A 16,035-nucleotide genomic window follows, 5' to 3' on the forward strand; every position below is an offset into this window, starting at 1 on the left:
GCTCCATGACAGTGATCGTTCGCGATGTCCGCCCCGACGACCGGCGGGACGCCGAGGGCTTCGCCCGGATCCGCACCCGCGCCCTCCCCTTCGTGCTGAACTCCCCCGATTCCGTCGTCCACGACGTCACGCACGCTCACCCCGACGCCCACTACCGGCCTTTGCTCGCCGAGCAGGAGGGCGAACCGATCGGTACGGCCAACGTCGGCATGGTGCACGACAGCCGGGAACCGGGCCAGGGCTATCTCAACGTGTACGTCGACCCGGACCGCACCCGCCGGGGCGCGGGCTCGCTCCTGGTGCGCGCCGCAGAGGAACACCTGACGGCCCTGGGCGCCAGGAAGCTCTTCGCCTGGGTCCTGGACTCCCCCGCCAACCGAGCCTTCGCCGAGAAGCACGGCTACCGCGCGAGCCGCTCCGCGCACTTCCTCCGCCTGGACCTGGCGGGCAGCACCCTGCCACCCCGGCAGGCCCTCCCCCCGGGCGTCGAACTCCGCAAAGGCTCCGACTACGCCGCCGATCCGCGCCCGCTGTTCGACCTGGACGCGGAGGCGAGTTCGGACGAACCCAGCGACGTCGACTATGAGTTCACGGACTACGAGGCCTGGCTCCAGGAGACCTGGAACCACCCCCTCTTCAGCGCGGAGCTGACCTCGGTCGCGGTCGTCGACGGCCACCCCGCCGCGTTCAGCGCGGCCCGCACGGACGGCGGCACCCGCTACGGCACCGTGATGACGGGCACCGCCCGCGCCCACCGCGGCCGCGGCCTCGCCAAGCTCGCCAAGACCGACTCCCTGCACCGCGCCCGCGCCGCCGGATACACGGAGGCTTTCACGGGAAACGACACCGGCAACGAACCGATGATCGCGATCAACAAGTGGTTCGGCTACGAAATCTGCGCGACGGAGGTGCGCCATGTCCGCGAACTCGGCTGACGCGAAGGAACAGTTGGAGATCGTCCTCGTCAAGGCGGGCCGTACGAAGATCCGTTACCCCGCCGAGCTGCTCGCCGACGACGGCACCCGCGTGACCGTCCGCGCACCGTGGGCGGGCGACGGCGTCCGCGACTTCGGCTTCGTACGCTTCGAGCCGGGCGATGTCTTCACCGAGTACTACTGGCGGGACCGGTGGTACGCGGTGAAGGAGGTCCGCGACGCCGAGGGCACCCTGAAGGGCTGGTACTGCGACATCACCCGCCCGGTCGTCGTCGCCGGCAGCGAGCTGGTCGTCGAGGATCTCGACCTGGACCTGTGGCGCTCCGCCGACGGCACGGCCGTACTCCGCCTGGACGAGGACGAGTTCGCGGCGAGCGGCCTGGCGGCGACGGATCCGGTGGCCGCGGCCGCCGCCGAGAACGCCCTGGACGAACTCGAACTCCTCACGCAGACGGGTGACTTCGAGGATCTGCTCATCTAGAGGAGAGCCACCACGGCGTACCGCTCGTCCTCGACCTCCCTCCCCCACAACCGCGAGTCGTCGGAAAGCAGCTCCACCCGGACGTCCGCCGCGAGGGGTTCGAGGAGGGCGGTGAGCCGGTCGGCGGATATGCCGACCGGGCTCACGGTCCCCCACACACCCTCGACGAGAACGAGCCGCCCGCCGGGGCGGAGCAGTCCGCACCAGTGCCGCAGGACCCGCCCGGGGTCGGGCAGCGTCCACAGCACATGGCGACAGAGCAGAGCGTCGAACAGCTGCTCACCGACGGGCGGTGTCGCCGCGTCACCGACCAGGAACACCGTGTCACGCCCGGCGAGCTTGGCGCGGGCGAGGTCGACCATACGGGCCGAGGAATCAACCCCGGTGACGCGGTGCCCCCACCCGGACGCGAGGAGTGACAGGCTGCCGGTGCCGCAGCCCAGGTCGAGGACGTCCGCGGCCCGCTCCGGCAGCCATGTCCGCAGCCGGGCGGCCCAGGCCTCCCGTACGTCGGGATCTCGCAGCCCGTGGTCCGGCTCCTCGTCGAAGGTGACGGACTCGGCGTCCCAGTCGACGTCAGCCCCTGGAATCACCGGATTCATCTCGTTGTTACTTGCCATGCGCACCAGGGTGACAGTCACCACTGACAGTCGAATCGTGACTGGCACCACAGACAGATCGCGACCGATGAGGAACTCTCCCCGAAAGGGTCTACCTCCGTATCACGATGGACATAGGTAGACGCAAGGAGGCAGCCATGCGCCGCGTAACCCTGCAGAAGCCCCTGAGGAAGTCGGAATCCCGCCGTGTGCGGGACGAAGCCGACGAGCGCCCGGCCGAGCGTCCGGAGGTCCGAAAGGACATCCACCGCACGTGGTGGCCGGACGGGTGAGCGGCCCGTGCCCGCCCCGGCACGAGGACTTCCGGGCGAGGATCCGGCCGTACAACCGGTCCTCGCACGCCACCGCCACGACGCAAGCGCTGCCTACCTGATCGCAGTCTCAGCGCTCCCTTAACGGCGCCATAAGGATCTCCTTCTCCCGCCTCCAGCAGGCGATTTCGCGGTTTCTTCGGGCTAGCTTGCTGATCGCCCCCACGGGTTCAGCCAAGCATCCGGGACCGTTTCGAGGAGTTCCCCCATGACCGCCGCCCTGCCCACGCGCCGCAAGGCCGCCGCGATCGCCGTCGTCGGTGTCGCCCCGCTCGCCCTGACCGCGCTCGCCGCCGTACCGGCTGCCGCGCACGGCACGCTGGGAGATCCGGTCAGCCGGGTCTCCCAGTGCTATGCGGAGGGTCCGGAGAGTCCCAAGTCGGCCGCCTGCAAGGCGGTCGTCGCGGCGGGCGGCACCCAGGCGCTGTACGACTGGAACGGCATACGCATCGGTGACGCGAACGGGCAGCACCAAACGCTGATCCCGGACGGCAAGCTGTGCAGCGCGAACAGCGACGAGTTCAAGGGCCTGGACCTGGCCCGCGAGGACTGGCCGGCCACGAGCGTGAGCAGCGGTTCGTACACCTTCAAGTACCGGGTGACCGCGCCGCACAAGGGCACCTTCAAGGTCTACGTCACCAAGGCCGGTTACGACCCCTCACAGCCGCTGGCCTGGGACGATCTGGACCTCCAGAACCCGGTCGCCTCGGCCACCGACCCGGCCGCGTCGGGCGGCTTCTACACCTTCTCCGGCACCCTCCCGCAGCGCTCGGGCAAGCAGGTGCTGTATGCGATCTGGCAGCGCTCGGACAGCCCGGAGGCCTTCTACTCCTGCTCGGACATCACGTACGGCGGCGCCAGTGGCACCACCGGCAGCGGTACGGCCACCAGCTCCTCCCCGGCTCCCGCCCCGACCGCCTCCGCGCCCTCCGAGGAGCAGATCGAGGCCGGTGCCGACAAGTCGACCGTCGAGCACAACGGCCACGGCGACAACGACGCCAGTACGTCCGCGGAGCCGACCACGGCCACCACGGACCCGACAACCGACGGCCCGGGCAGCGAGGCCCCGGAGACGACCGCGGCGGCCAACCAGGCCGAGGTCCAGGCGGCCGGCACCTCGGAGAACCTCGCCGAGACGGGCGGCGACGGCACCACCCCGTACCTCGCGGTCGGTGGCGCCGCCACCCTGGCGCTCGGCGCGGCGGCCCTGTTCGCCTCGGTCCGCCGCCGCGCGGTGAGCGGCGGACGCCACGGCCGCTAGGACATAGGCCGAGGGGACTCCGGGGTCTGTCCGGCGGCTCAGGCCTGACAGACCCCGGGCGCGTGCTCGGCTTCAGCCTCGGCCTCAGCCGAGCACGGACGCGCAGGTGGTCGGGGTGGCGCGCGCCGGATCGAGCGCGTTAGCCACCTCGTGGAAGGCGATGCGGTCGAGCAGACCGATCGCCACATGCTCGGAGAGGTCGAGGGCGCAGAGGTTCTGCACCAGGACGTTGTTGACGTCGGAACCGGTGAGGAACTGCGAGCGGTACGGCGTGACCACCTCGTCGTACCTGGTGGCGATGACCGTGTAGTGGACGCCCGCGACGGTGTCGCCGCCGGCGTTGAGTTTGGCCAGGAACGCGGATCCGGCGACCTGGTCGGCGAGTCCCGGGGTCGCGCTGGACAGCAGGTCCTGGGCACCGGGGAAGTAGGGCAGCAGGTTGGCGAGGCCGTTGAGGGTGGTGCCGTGGTTGTCGGGCGCGATGCCGACGAGGGCGTTCACCTTGGCGGCTCCGCCGAGGAACTTGAGGTAGTAGCGGGGCATCATGCCGCCCTGCGAATGGCCGACGAGGTCGGCCTTGGCGGAGCCGGTCGCGGCGAGCACTTTGTCGACGAAGACCTGGAGCTGCTCGGCCGACTTGTCGATCGGGCCGAGGCCGTGGAAGAGCGGGACGCCGGGCAGTTGCCCGTAGTCGAGGGAGTAGACGCAGTAGCCCCGGGTCACCAGGTAGGGCGCGAGTGCCAGCCAGTTGTCGACGGAGTTCCCGAAGGTGCCGTGGACGAGGACGACGGGGCGGGGGTGGGCGGTGGAGGGTTTGCAGGAGTAGTTGTTCCACCCACTGCTCGGCGCGGCGGCCTCTGCGGTGGCGGCGGGGACGATGACGACCGTGGCGGTGAGCAGGACTGCGACCAGGGGTCTGAGCAGGCGCTTCCAGGGCAGCATCGAGTGATCTCCTTGCGGCTCAAGGGAGTTGCGACGACGTACGCCCTGTGATCCGGATCACGAGGATGCTGTTCACTCGTAAAGTTACGAGTGAGTAGTCCAAGTGTGAAGTTACGCGTCAGTAAAAACTTCCAGCGGTAGTCAGAAGCTGTGATAGAGCGACTGACGAACCGTCACCAGGCGGGCTTGATGGGACCGTAGGGCGCAATGCGCACCAAACGGTCGCGCAACGCGCGAACTTCACCCTCGCCGAGCAGTTCGACCCACGGTCGAACTGCCTCCGCCGCCGCCTCTTCCGCGGCGCGCGTGCAGGCCCAGCCGCGTTCGGTCAGTACGAGCAGCCGGGCGCGCGCGTCATCGGGGTGCGGCCGCCGCTCGACGTACCCCTTGCGCACCATCTCGTCGACGAGCTGACTCGCGGCCTGCTTGGTGACCCCGAAGTGCGCGGCGAGATCGGTGACCGTCGCCCCGCCCGGCGCGAGCCGCGCGAACGCGAAGCCGTGCGCGGGCCGCACCCCCTCGAACCCCCGGGCGACGACACCCTCGCTGATACGTTGCGTCAGCTCACCGGCGGCGGCGAGCAGCGCGGCGGACAGGGCCATGGCCTCGGAGTTCTGCACGAAGGCATTGAAACACCCTTGACGAAGTGGTCAAGCGGATTGACCATATAGTCAATCTGCTTGACCATCTAGAGGGAGATGCACCATGCCAGTCATCCACCCGTCCCAGGCCGTCGTCCACGAGATACACGGCGCCCGCTTCGTCTCGTACGCCACTCCCCTCAGCGGCAGCAAGGAGCTGTGCGCCTGGCGGGGCGAGATCCCGGCGGGAACGAAGGCCCCGGTCCACACCGTCAGCCGCGAGGAGATCTTCCATCTCCTCTCCGGCGAACTGCTGATCACACTCGACGGCCGCGCCGAGCGGATCACCGCGGGCGACACGGTGATCATCAACCCGGGCGCGAGGTTCGGCGTCGAGAACCCCACCGGGGAGACCGCGATCTCCTGGGTCACCACATCCATCGGCCTCACAGCAGAGCTGGCCGACGGCTCGGTCCTCACTCCGCCGTGGGCCAACTGACCCTGCCGTTCGCCGAAGATGGAGCCATGGCAGGGGAAGCGAGCGAGATCGTTCTGAGTGAGACGGATCTTCGTGAGGTCACGGCGTTTGCCGCGGCGTGCGCGGAGGCGGCACTCGAATTTTTTGAAGCCGATCAGCCGGACGACCCGCGGCCTCGGGACGCGATTGGTGCCGCGTGGGAATTCGCCCGGGGTGCAAAGCGCGGGAAATCTCTGCGCGACACGGCCTGGGCAGCGCTCAAGGCGGCCAAGAGCACGGACACCGCGTCTGCGCGCGAGGCAGCGTCGGCAGCGATGTCCGCGGCGGGCGCTGCCTATCTGCATCCGCTGGCCAAGGCCACCCAGGTCAAGCACATCCTCGGAGCAGGCGCCTACGCGGCCAGAGCGGCCGAACTCGTCGCCGGTGACGATCCGGCCGTCGGTGCCGAGTACGTCGAGCAAGTGGTGCGTCGTGCGACACCAGTCGTTGCCGACGTACTCAACCGCTTTCCGGAGGCACCGGGTGGCGGCGGGCGCGTTGGCGAGTTGATCCGCCTGCTGGACGCCGGCCTTCGCCGATAGCGTTTCCTGTTTCTGTGGGCCGGCGTGACAGCTTGGTGACCGGTCAGAGCTGCGGGACGGTCGGCTTGCGCCGGCCGACGGCCTCCGGCCCGAACCGCCTGCGGGCACGGTCGACGGCGGCTTCGGCGGCGCGGGCCCGGTCGTCGCGAGGGTCCATGGAGAGCTGGCGATGGGCGACCTCGGCCGGCCTCAGGTCGTCGGCGCGGAGGACGTAGGCGCGGACACGTGCCCGCTGCAGCCCTAGGGAGGCCAGCAGGCCCTGGGCGGTGGTGGCGAGGGCGGGTGTGTGGTTGGTGGGTTCCGGCAGTGTGCGTACGCGTGCGGTGGAGCTGCGGTCGGCGTATCGGACGGTGAGGGCGAGGCGGCCGGCGACCTGGCGTTCACCGCGCAGGCGTCGGCCGATCTCGTCGGCGAGTTCCAGGACGGATCCGTGGTGTTGCGCCGGGTCGAGACAGTCCCGGTCGAGTACGAGGTCGGCGGTCAGATGGGTCGCCGGTTCGGTGCGGGTGACCGGGCGGAGGTCGTGGCCACGGGCCCGTTCGGCCAGGAGCCGTGCCTGGCCGGCGCCGAGGAGGCGTTGCAGGGTCGCCGCGGGTATGTCGGTGATCTGGCCGATGGTGTGCAGGCCGTACCGGGTGAGGGTGGTCGCCGTGGCACGGCCGATCCCGGGCAGTGCGGTGAGCGGGCGGGGGTGGAGCCAGTCGGCGGCCCGGCCGGCAGGGACCCAGGTGGTCCCGCCGGGCGCGGACGCGTCGGCCGCCATCGCGGCCAGCATGCGGTTGCCCGCGAGCCCGGCGCTGCTGTCGATGTCGTAGAAGAGCTTCAGCCTCATCTTCGCCAGCTGGACGACGTCGTAGGGAGACAGATCGAAGTACCGGAGTGCCGACGTCAGATCGAGCTGAAGGGCGTCCGGTGGGACGGCCTGCACATGAGGCGTGATACCGGACACCAGTTCGATTATATCCGCGTACTGGGCCTCGGTCGGCGCGGTATGCAGATGAAGGTGGGCGATATGCCGCTGCCGCGTGGTCATCCCGCGCTCCCGGGGCTGCGATGGCCGAACTTCTTCAGATCGGCCGAGCGGGTACCGGCGGGCTGGAGGTCGGCGTACGGGTGCAGGCGGGCGCCGGTGGTGCCGTTGGCCAGGGTGCGCTGCGGCTGACCCGGAGCCGGCTGGGCGGGGGTCGGGTGCGGGCGGTCGGCGCCGAGCAGGGCGAGGGCGGCCTCGGGGCCGTTGTCGCGGCGGGCGGTGGCGATCTCGTCCAGGTCCCAGGCCATGGTGCCGACGACGGTACGGCGGGTGCCCCGCACCTGGACCGTGCCGCGGACCAGCAACAACCCGCTGTGGAAGACCGTGTGCGCGCAGGCCGGGTGGGAATCCTCGAAGAACGCCAGGTCGACCAGTCCTGAGCCGTCCTCCAGGGTGACGAAGATGATCCGCTTGCCGCTGGCGATCGGCGGGGTCTGGGTCGAGGCCCGTACACCGGCTACCAACACCTGCTGACCGGCGCGTAGTTCGGCCAGGTGGGCCGCGTCCGTCGCGCCGATCTCGCGCAGCAACCGGTGGTGATGCTCCATCAGATGCCTGGAGACATCGATGCCGAGGGTGCCCAACTCGGCGCTCAGGGCCTCGCGTCCGGTCATCTCCGGCAGACCGCTCGGCTCCGCTCCCCCCACCGCGCCGGCGTCGATGGGCAGTTGACCCTTGCCGGCGGACCTTGCGCGGGAGGCCCGGTGGAGTTCGGCGATCTGAAGCAGCAGGTCGCGCCGCGTGAGACGCCCGTCATGGAGAGGGCTCAACGCACCTATCTCCGCGAGGCGCTCGGCGACCGGCCGACTGGGGTGGGCCCGCTGCCAGAAGTCGGAGAGCGATCCGTATGGCTGGCCCTCCTCGATCCGCGCGCACTCCTCCTCGCTGATGCCGTGCACCGCGGACAGCGCCAGCCGTGCGCCCCACTGCTCCCCGTCGGTCCTCTCCACCGTGTGCTTCACCTTGGAGCGGTTGATGTCGACGGGCAGGATCGGCACGCCACGCCGACGGGCGTCGGAGACCAGGACCCGCTTGGGCCACATCCCGGGATCGTGTTCGAGCAACCCCGCCAGCAGGTACGCCGGGTGGTGGGCCTTGAGCCAGGCGCTCTGCAGGGCCGGCACGGCGAAGGCGACCGCGTGCGCCCGGCAGAAGCCGTACGCGCCGAAGGCTTCGACGGTCTTCCAGACCTCGTCCCGGACGGTCGCGCTGTAGCCACGCTCGCGTGCCCGCTCGTGGAACCAGTCCTTGATCCTGGGCAGTTGGTCCTTGTCACCGAGGGCCCGCCGGGTGATCTCCGCGAAGGCCCGGTCGCAGCCGGTCAGCACATGCAGCGTATCGATGATCTGCTCGTGCCAGATGGTTACGCCGTAGGTGTCGGCGAGCACGGGTTCGAGGTCCGGGTGGGCGTAGTCCGGCGTACCGCCGTGGCGGGCGGCGATGTACCGCTCGGGCATGCCGCCGGCGACCGGCCCGGGGCGGAAGAGGCTGATGTCGGCGATGACGTCCTGCGGATCGCGGGGCTGGAGTCGGGAGAGAAGGTCCTGCTGGCCGGGCGACTCCAGCTGAAACAGGCCCAGGGTCTGGCTCTCCTGGATGAGCTTGAACGCGAAGACGTCGTCGAGCGGCACCTGTTCGGGATCGTCCAGGTCGATGCGGTTGCCGGTCGTCCGTTCGATCTCGGCGACGGCGTGAGCCATCGCGGACTGCATCCGTACACCCAGGACGTCGAGTTTGATGTTGCCCAGCGCCTCGATCTCCTCCTTCGCCGCCATCGCCATCGGGTAGTCGCCCTGCGGGGTGGGCTGCACCGGCAGCCGGTCCAGGAGTGTCGCGTCGCTGATGACCACGCCGCAGGGGTGCATGGCCATGCCGTGGACCAGGGAGTCGAGGCCTTCGGCGAGCTCCCAGAGCGGCCCGAACCGGTGTGCCTCGGCCGCCAGTTGGCGCAACTCGGGCAACTCGGCGAGGGCGCCGGTGATGTCGGAGGCCCGCAGGTGCGGGAAGCTCTTGGCGATCCGGTCCACGTCCGCGGGTGCGATGCCGAGGGCGAGTCCGGTGTCCCGCAGCGCCCGGCGGGCCCGGTAGGTCTCGGGCATCGCGGTGACCGCCACCCGCTCCTTGCCGAACCGGTCGAAGATCACGTCGTAGCACTCCAGGCGGCGGGCGGACTCCACGTCGATGTCGATGTCCGGCAGCGATTCGCGGCGCTTGCTCAGGAAGCGTTCGAACAACAGGTGGTGGTCGAGGGGGTTGGCGGTGGCGATGTCCAGCGCGTGACAGACCAGCGAGCCGGCGCCCGAACCACGGGCCGCGACCCGGATGCCCTTGGCCCGGATGTCGGCCACGACCTGTCCGACGGTGAGGAAGTACGAGTCGTAGTTCCAGTGGGAGATCACGTCGAGTTCCTCGTCCAGCCGGTCGAGTGCCGCCCGGTCGCGGTCGAGGCCGCGTCGGGCCAGGCCGTCTTCACACCTCCGGCGCAGCAGCCGGGCCGCGCCGCCCGCTCCCGGCTCGACGCCGAAGAGCGACGGTTCCGGGAGGTGGTGCGTGCCGAGGCCGAGGTCGGTTCGAGGGTCGACGGCGCAGGCGGCCGCCGTGTTCGCGGTGTCCGCCATCAGACGCCGTGCCCGGCGGATGTCCCCTCCGGCGCATTCGACGATCATTCGCGCGACGGTCTCCATTCCTCGCTCGTCCTTGAGCCAGCGCTGCCCGCTGTCCAGGCGGCGCCGGTCGATCGGCCGCAGCAGCCGGGCCGCGTCCAGGACATCGGCGAGCCTGTGCTGGTCGGGGTCGGCGTAGCGGACGGCGTTGGAGAGCACCGCGGTGGTGCGGGTGCGGTCGGCCAGCGCCAGGGTGCGGGCGGCCAGGCGAAGGGATCCCGGCCCCGTGCTGGAACGTTTCTGCGCGGCGATCTCCAACCGGACCCCGTCCCCGAAGACCTCCCGCCAGGGCGCCAGCAGCTTCATCGCGACGTCCTCCCGGCCCACCGACAGCGCCCGCACCGGCTCCGAGAGCGGTCCGAGCAGGACGGTCAGACCGGGGCCGCCGTACTCGCGCAGCGCCTCCCACGGCACCACGGGCGCCGTACCGGACACGGCGCCGGCATGGGCGGCCGAGCTGATGCGGCACAGCCGCGCCCAGCCCGCCCGGTTCTGGGCGAGGAGAACGAACCGCAGCGGCGGCTCGACGACATGCGCGCCGCCGCGTGCCGGGGTGCGGCGGCGCTGGGCCGGCGGCGGGGGCGCCAGGGCATCGACCGCGAGGTCGATGCCGAAAACGGGCCGGACTCCGGCCTTCGCACACGCCTGAGCGAACCGGACGGCTCCGGTGACGGTGTCCCGGTCGGTGAGCGCGAGGGCCCCCATTCCGTGATCGGCCGCCCGCCGGACGAGCTGCTCGGGATGCGAGGCGCCGTAGCGGGCGGAGTAACCGGACGCGACGTGCAGATGGGCGAAGCCCGCCATGCCGCACCTCCATCACTCCGCCCCTTTTCAGCCATACGCCCGATATCTTCGTCGTACGTTCGTTCGATTACTCTAACCCCATCAGTACCGGTCAGCGACTCGATTCGAACACATCAGCGATTCATTGGCGAGGCGGGCGGCGACCGAAACAGGACTGCCCCGCCATCTCCCTGGCAGGGCAGAGCAGTTGGGGAACGGGTGACGGAGCGCGGGAATCTAATTACTTTGCGTGACAAGTCAGGGTGGATCCGGGCTCTATGCGGCTTCGGAGCCGAGTACGGGTTCCAGGTCGGCGCGCACGGTCCTCGGCCACGGCGACGAGCCGGCTGGTCTCGCCCTGCTCACCGAGGGCGTAGACACGGCTCGCGGTGGAGCCCCGTCGACCGGCCAGGTGCAACCGATGAGGTTGACGCCGTACTCCCACACGTGCGGGGTGCCCTGCTTGCCGAGGTGGGGTGTACCGACGCGGAACCTGCGGACGGGGCGGCCGTCGGTGCCGTACGCCATGTCACCGAGGGGCAACCGGGCGCGGACACCTGGGTCGCCCGCGCGATCGCGTACTTCAAAGACAATGACGTCGTGACCGGGCCGCTGTAGGTGCCCTCGGCGTGGGCGGTGGCGGGAAGCGCGGTGACCGCCTCGCGGCTTCGTTCCGCAAGAAGCGCCACACCGAAGCAGACGGCAGGAAAGCGGGCGGCAGGGAAGCGGACGCCGGGGCCGCAGCCCCTCAACTCCCCTGGGCCGCACCTCTCGTAGGCCGCGAAAGCGAAAGCCCCGCCCCCGCAGAAGCGGGAACGGGGCTCCGTCACATGCCGCGGCCGTCAGCCGATGGACGCCCCGAAGGCCGAAAGCGCCTCGGTGACCGGCTGGAAGAACGTCGTGCCGCCCGAGGTGCAGTCACCGCTTCCGCCGGAGGTGAGTCCGATCGCGGTGGAGCCCGAGAAGAGCGAGCCGCCGCTGTCGCCGGGCTCGGCGCAGACGTTGGTCTGGATGAGCCCGTTGACGATGTCACCGTTGCCGTAGTTCACGGTGGCGTTCAGGCCGGTGACCGTGCCGCTGTGCACCTGGGTCGTCGAACCGCTGCGGGTCACCGACTGGCCGACCGTCGGGTTGCCCGCCTGAGTGATGGCCTGCGCGGACCCGTTGTACAGGTCGACCTCGCTCGGGTGGGCGACGCTGGAGGTGTACTGGACCAGACCGTAGTCGTTGTCCGGGAAGCTGGACCCCGCGTTCTGGCCGATCACGTTGCCGGACGAGTCCGACCAGGTGGAGATCGCCTCGGTGCAGTGGCCGGCCGTGATGAAGTACGGCGCGCCGCCCTTGACCACGTTGAAGCCGAGCGAACAGCGGCCGCCGCTGCCGGTGATGGCGTCGCCGCCCGCGATGAAGGGCTTGAACTCCCCCTTCGTACGCTGGAGTTCGGCCGTGGAGCCGAGCCCGTCGACAACCTCGGTCAGCTTGGCCAGCTCGGTCTTGGAGACCGTGCTGTCCGCGGTGACGACGACCTTGTTGGTCTCCGGGTCGGTCGCCCATGAGGTGCCGGGGATGGTCGCGTCCTTCTGGAGCGTCGTGTGGGCGCTCGTCAGCTCGGCGAGGGAGTTCTCGACGACTCTCGCCTGGGCGCCGGTCGCCTGGACGGTCTGCGCGGCGCTTTCGTCGAGGACGTTGACGACGAGACTCTTGGTCTTCGCGTCGTAGTACGTTCCCGCCGCGTCCGCGCCGAGGTCCTTGCCGAGGGTCGAGGCGAGCTTTCCGGCCGCCTCGACCGAGAACGTCCGCAGCGCCGGGGTCTCGCTGGCGTTCGCAGTCTGGAAGGTTACTCCCGCGGCGATCAGCGCGGTGATGCCGGCGCCCGCGATGGCGGCACGCCGCCTGGATATGCGTCGGTGCTTCAACTTACGTCCTCCTGTGGGGGGTCGGCCGGGAGGTTGTGGGGACCTCTTCGGCCGGAAGGCGTACGGACATGGAGCCGCGGTACAGCAAAAAGCCGCGTCCATGCCAATAGTTCGATTAGTTCGATGCCCACTATTCCGAGGCGCACCGGGGGCACACAAGGTCGACTTCAGGACTCGCGTGCGCCAAGGGGCGTACGCCCTCTATGTGTTGACTGTGGGTGGTCACTCCACCTGGGTTCGCTGTGCAAACACTCCGTGCGAGTACCCGTTGCGCAGCCTGTGAGGTCTAGTCCTGTCCGGTTTTCGACCCCTCGGGGTCCGATTCCATCGGGTCCTCGCCGGGCGGGAGTTGCTCCTGCACCGATTGCTGCGGCACTGCCGCCGCGGGTGGCGCACTCGGCGCACCCTGCTGCGCCCGCTCCAGGAACCGCAGCAGCTCCACCGGGAAGGGCAGGACGAGCGTGGAGTTCTTCTCGGCGGCGACCGCCACCACCGTCTGCAGCAGCCGCAGTTGGAGCGCGGCGGGCTGCTCGGACATCACCCCGGCAGCCTCCGCCAGCTTCTTGGACGCCTGAAGTTCCGCGTCGGCGTTGATGACCCGGGCGCGGCGCTCGCGGTCGGCCTCCGCCTGCCGGGCCATCGACCGCTTCATCGTCTCCGGCAGGGACACGTCCTTGATCTCGACGCGGTCGATCTGCACACCCCAGCCGACCGCCGGGCTGTCGATCATCAACTCCAGGCCCTGGTTGAGCTTTTCGCGGTTGGAGAGCAGATCGTCGAGATCACTCTTGCCGATGATCGAACGGAGCGAAGTCTGCGCCATCTGCGAGACCGCGAACTGGTAGTCCTCCACCTGGATGACGGCATCGGCCGCGTCGATCACCTTGAAGTAGATGACGGCGTCCACCCTGACCGTGACGTTGTCCCGCGTGATGCCGTCCTGCGCGGGCACCGGCATCGTCACGATCTGCATGTTGACCTTACGCAGCTTGTCGACGAAGGGCACGATCATCGTGAACCCGGGGCCGCGCACCGACGAGCGCAGCCTGCCGAGCCGCAGCACCACGCCCCGTTCGTACTGTTTGACGACACGGGCCCCGGCCATCACATAGACCAGCCCCACGGACGCGACGGAGACTCCCGCCGCCACCAGCTCCTCCACCATTACGGCCCCCAGGGTCCGAAGTGGGCGCATCAGGCATGTACGTCGACGGTAACTCCGTCACCCGAGCAAGGGCGAGCCCCCGCACGTCAGTTGCGTGCGGGGGCTCGCCTTCTGCTGGCTGCAGGTCAGGTCGTGCGACAGCCGGTGGGGGGTGGCTGCCGGCCTAGAAGACGCTGACGCCGTAGGCGCTCAGGGCCTCGGTGACCGGCTGGAAGAACGTCGTGCCGCCGGAGGTGCAGTTGCCACTGCCGCCCGAGGTCAGACCGTAGGCGACACCGGAGCTGGAGTAGAGCGAGCCGCCGGAGTCACCGGGCTCTGCGCAGACGTTGGTCTGGATCATGCCGTAGACGACATCGCCGCCGCCGTAGTTGACGGTCGCGTTGAGGGCGGTGACCCGGCCGCTGTGCGTGCCGGTGGTCGAGCCGTCGCGGTAGACCGTGGCGCCGACGGCCGGGGTGCCCGCGCTGGTGATGTCGACGCCGCCGGCGGTGCCCGCCTTGGCGACCGTGGTGTTGGTGTAGCGCACCAGGCCGTAGTCGTTGGTCGGGAAGCTGGAGCCCGCCGTGGTGCCGAGCGTGGTGGTGTGGGTCGAGTTGGACCACCAGGTGCCCGCGCCGTCGGTGCAGTGACCGGCGGTCAGGAAGTAGTACGTGGTGCCGCTGCGGACGTTGAAGCCGAGGGAGCAGCGCCAGCTGGTCGCGTAGATGGCGTCGCCGCCCTGGATCAGCTTGTTGAACTTGCCGGGGACGTGCTTGATCTGCAGGGCGCCGGCGTTGTCGCCCGCGGTCGCCTTGATCTCCGAGATCTCCGCCGCGGAGACGGTGCTGTCGACGGTGACGACGACCTTGTTGGTCTTCGCGTCGACCGCCCAGGCGGTGCCGGGAACATCGGCCTTGAGCACCGAGGCGCCGGCGCTCTTCAGCTCGGACGCGCTGAAGGGCTCCGCGCCGCTCGCGCTGGAGGTGGGGATGGTGACAGCAGCTGCGGCCACGAGTCCGGTGGTGACGGCGATCAGCCGGACCCGTCTCGCTATGCCGCTGCGGGGGGTGGTGCGCTTGATCCTCACGTTCGTCCCTCCGAGGGGGGTTTCGGGGGCCCGCGTGGGGTCGGGGCCCGTGAGGCGCAGCCAGGGACACCCCTGCCCGGATTCCGGACAAGCCGTGCTCCTGGGAAGCGCTGTGGGGGAGTATTCGACCGCGTGACCAATGTCCGCAAGGGCACCTTTCGGTCATGCAGCGTTCAACTGACCAATGACACAAGTGGGTTGATCTTGCGTCGGCCATGCCTCCGAACTACGCGTGTTGACAGGCATTGACCATGTCACCGCTGTGGCCGCCGATGATCGCCGCCCTCGGCGGGCACGGCCATCGGACGAGCGGGACCCTGGCCGAGAATGGCGTGTTCCTGTCACGCCCACAGCCGTCTCACAGAGAGATACGTCCGGCCACACGAACGCGCGCCGACGAAGACCACCGTCGGCGCGCGCGGACCGGGACCGGACGACTCAGAGCAGGTTCCGCTCCCCCGCCGCGATCGCCGTGCCGAGGGTGTTTCCGGGCGGCGGGAACGGGCAGATGAAGTGGTCCGCGAAGGCGCACGGCGGGAGCACGGCCCGGTTGAAGTCCACCGTCGTACGCCCCTCGGCGTCCGGCGCCGCGGGCCGCAGGAACCGGAAGCGGTAACTGCTCTCCCCGCTCGTGGAGTCGGCGAACACGGCCCACAGCGAGCCGTCGCTCTCCACCGAGACCTGGAGCGTGAGGTCCTGTCCGTCGAGGGTGAAGGCGAGCACCCCGCCGAGCCCCAGACCGCGCGCCCGCCCGTCCGCGTTCTCCACGCGTACGGTGCGACTCTCGCCGTACGGCGTGAACTGCCCCGGCACCGACCAGCGCGGATCGTAGTCGGTCGCCTCGATGCCCTTGAAGGCCCTCCGCGCGGGTGAGCCGGGGTCGAAGTCGCGTACGCCCCAGACCCCCTCCCGCACGAGCACGACGAACCGGCGCTCGCCGTGCCCGACGCGGGCCCCGTCCGCCGGACCGAGGTCGGCGCCGAGCGTGACCTCGCCGGTGAAGAGCTCCCCGCCGAGAGTGAGACCGTCCTCGGCCGTCGCCGTCAGTACGACCGCGTCGTCAGCGGCGGCCCACCGTCCCGGGATCCCCGGAAGCTCCCCCTCCGGGTAGTCCTCGATCCAGTAGGTGCCCGACAGCGCGAGCGGTCCGTAGGGCGCGGACACCGTCTCGCCGCGGTGCTCGTGCCAGTGCTTCCAGTCCTCGGATGCGTCCGTCGTCATG

16 protein-coding genes are annotated in these 16,035 nt (G+C 70.0%); 7 read left to right on the plus strand and 9 right to left on the minus strand.

What is annotated here, in order from left to right; translation table 11 throughout:
- Window positions 1-5 precede the first annotated feature (5 nt).
- Together ACFVKT_RS28105 and ACFVKT_RS28110 are read left to right on the plus strand one after the other, a co-directional pair.
- Window positions 6-935 carry a GNAT family N-acetyltransferase gene (locus tag ACFVKT_RS28105; protein WP_385736385.1) on the plus strand — a complete coding sequence of 310 codons (930 nt, stop codon included), beginning with the start codon at window positions 6-8 and terminating at the stop codon, window positions 933-935.
- Window positions 916-1,416 carry a DUF402 domain-containing protein gene (locus tag ACFVKT_RS28110; protein WP_385736388.1) on the plus strand — a complete coding sequence of 167 codons (501 nt, stop codon included), beginning with the start codon at window positions 916-918 and terminating at the stop codon, window positions 1,414-1,416. The genes ACFVKT_RS28105 and ACFVKT_RS28110 overlap by 20 nt, the downstream gene beginning before the upstream one ends.
- Here ACFVKT_RS28110 and ACFVKT_RS28115 read toward each other — a convergent pair.
- Window positions 1,413-2,036: a class I SAM-dependent methyltransferase gene (locus ACFVKT_RS28115; RefSeq protein ID WP_385736390.1), complete on the minus strand. Its 624-nt coding sequence runs from the start codon at window positions 2,034-2,036 to the stop codon at window positions 1,413-1,415. The genes ACFVKT_RS28110 and ACFVKT_RS28115 overlap by 4 nt on opposite strands.
- Before the next feature lie 137 nt (window positions 2,037-2,173).
- On the opposite strand from ACFVKT_RS28115, the gene ACFVKT_RS28120 reads away from it, so the two are divergent.
- Both ACFVKT_RS28120 and ACFVKT_RS28125 read left to right on the plus strand, forming a co-directional pair.
- The gene (locus tag ACFVKT_RS28120; protein ID WP_385736394.1) at window positions 2,174-2,308 is read left to right on the plus strand and encodes a hypothetical protein; all 135 of its coding nucleotides are present in this window, start codon (window positions 2,174-2,176) and stop codon (window positions 2,306-2,308) included.
- Window positions 2,309-2,567: 259 nt separating this feature from the next.
- A complete protein-coding gene (locus ACFVKT_RS28125; RefSeq protein ID WP_385736604.1) occupies window positions 2,568-3,608 on the plus strand; it encodes a lytic polysaccharide monooxygenase in 1,041 nt (346 codons plus the stop codon).
- Window positions 3,609-3,692: 84 nt separating this feature from the next.
- On the opposite strand, the gene ACFVKT_RS28130 is transcribed toward ACFVKT_RS28125, so the two are convergent.
- Both ACFVKT_RS28130 and ACFVKT_RS28135 read right to left on the minus strand, forming a co-directional pair.
- Window positions 3,693-4,550, minus strand: a complete 858-nt coding sequence (locus ACFVKT_RS28130) for an esterase/lipase family protein (protein WP_385736397.1) — start codon at window positions 4,548-4,550, stop codon at window positions 3,693-3,695.
- A gap of 173 nt (window positions 4,551-4,723) precedes the next feature.
- Window positions 4,724-5,170 (minus strand): MarR family winged helix-turn-helix transcriptional regulator, encoded by a 447-nt coding sequence (locus ACFVKT_RS28135; protein ID WP_385736400.1) that lies wholly within the window; start codon window positions 5,168-5,170, stop codon window positions 4,724-4,726.
- 85 nt (window positions 5,171-5,255) lie between these two features.
- On the opposite strand from ACFVKT_RS28135, the gene ACFVKT_RS28140 reads away from it, so the two are divergent.
- A complete protein-coding gene (locus tag ACFVKT_RS28140) occupies window positions 5,256-5,630 on the plus strand; it encodes a cupin domain-containing protein (RefSeq protein WP_385736402.1) in 375 nt (124 codons plus the stop codon).
- A gap of 26 nt (window positions 5,631-5,656) precedes the next feature.
- Window positions 5,657-6,190: a putative immunity protein gene (locus ACFVKT_RS28145; protein ID WP_385736607.1), complete on the plus strand. Its 534-nt coding sequence runs from the start codon at window positions 5,657-5,659 to the stop codon at window positions 6,188-6,190.
- 43 nt (window positions 6,191-6,233) lie between these two features.
- Here the strand turns inward: ACFVKT_RS28145 and ACFVKT_RS28150 are convergent, their stop codons facing one another.
- Window positions 6,234-7,223, minus strand: coding sequence for an ImpB/MucB/SamB family protein (locus ACFVKT_RS28150; protein ID WP_385736405.1), 990 nt, complete (start codon window positions 7,221-7,223; stop codon window positions 6,234-6,236).
- Window positions 7,220-10,687, minus strand: coding sequence for a DNA polymerase III subunit alpha (locus ACFVKT_RS28155; RefSeq protein ID WP_385736408.1), 3,468 nt, complete (start codon window positions 10,685-10,687; stop codon window positions 7,220-7,222). The genes ACFVKT_RS28150 and ACFVKT_RS28155 overlap by 4 nt, the downstream gene beginning before the upstream one ends.
- Window positions 10,688-11,113: 426 nt before the next feature.
- On the opposite strand from ACFVKT_RS28155, the gene ACFVKT_RS28160 reads away from it, so the two are divergent.
- Window positions 11,114-11,284 (plus strand): hypothetical protein, encoded by a 171-nt coding sequence (locus ACFVKT_RS28160; protein WP_385736411.1) that lies wholly within the window; start codon window positions 11,114-11,116, stop codon window positions 11,282-11,284.
- A 224-nt stretch (window positions 11,285-11,508) separates the two neighbouring features.
- On the opposite strand, the gene ACFVKT_RS28165 is transcribed toward ACFVKT_RS28160, so the two are convergent.
- The 4 genes from ACFVKT_RS28165 to ACFVKT_RS28180 form a co-directional block, all read right to left on the minus strand.
- A complete protein-coding gene (locus ACFVKT_RS28165; protein WP_385736414.1) occupies window positions 11,509-12,582 on the minus strand; it encodes a S1 family peptidase in 1,074 nt (357 codons plus the stop codon).
- 286 nt (window positions 12,583-12,868) lie between these two features.
- Window positions 12,869-13,747 carry a slipin family protein gene (locus ACFVKT_RS28170; protein ID WP_385736417.1) on the minus strand — a complete coding sequence of 293 codons (879 nt, stop codon included), beginning with the start codon at window positions 13,745-13,747 and terminating at the stop codon, window positions 12,869-12,871.
- 163 nt (window positions 13,748-13,910) lie between these two features.
- Window positions 13,911-14,813, minus strand: coding sequence for a S1 family peptidase (locus ACFVKT_RS28175; RefSeq protein WP_385736420.1), 903 nt, complete (start codon window positions 14,811-14,813; stop codon window positions 13,911-13,913).
- A 438-nt stretch (window positions 14,814-15,251) separates the two neighbouring features.
- Window positions 15,252-16,034: a DUF1684 domain-containing protein gene (locus ACFVKT_RS28180; RefSeq protein ID WP_385736422.1), complete on the minus strand. Its 783-nt coding sequence runs from the start codon at window positions 16,032-16,034 to the stop codon at window positions 15,252-15,254.
- Between the last annotated feature and the right edge of the window lies 1 nt (window position 16,035).

Source organism: Streptomyces sp. NPDC127595 (genome assembly GCF_042671685.1).
Lineage (GTDB): Bacteria > Actinomycetota > Actinomycetes > Streptomycetales > Streptomycetaceae > Streptomyces.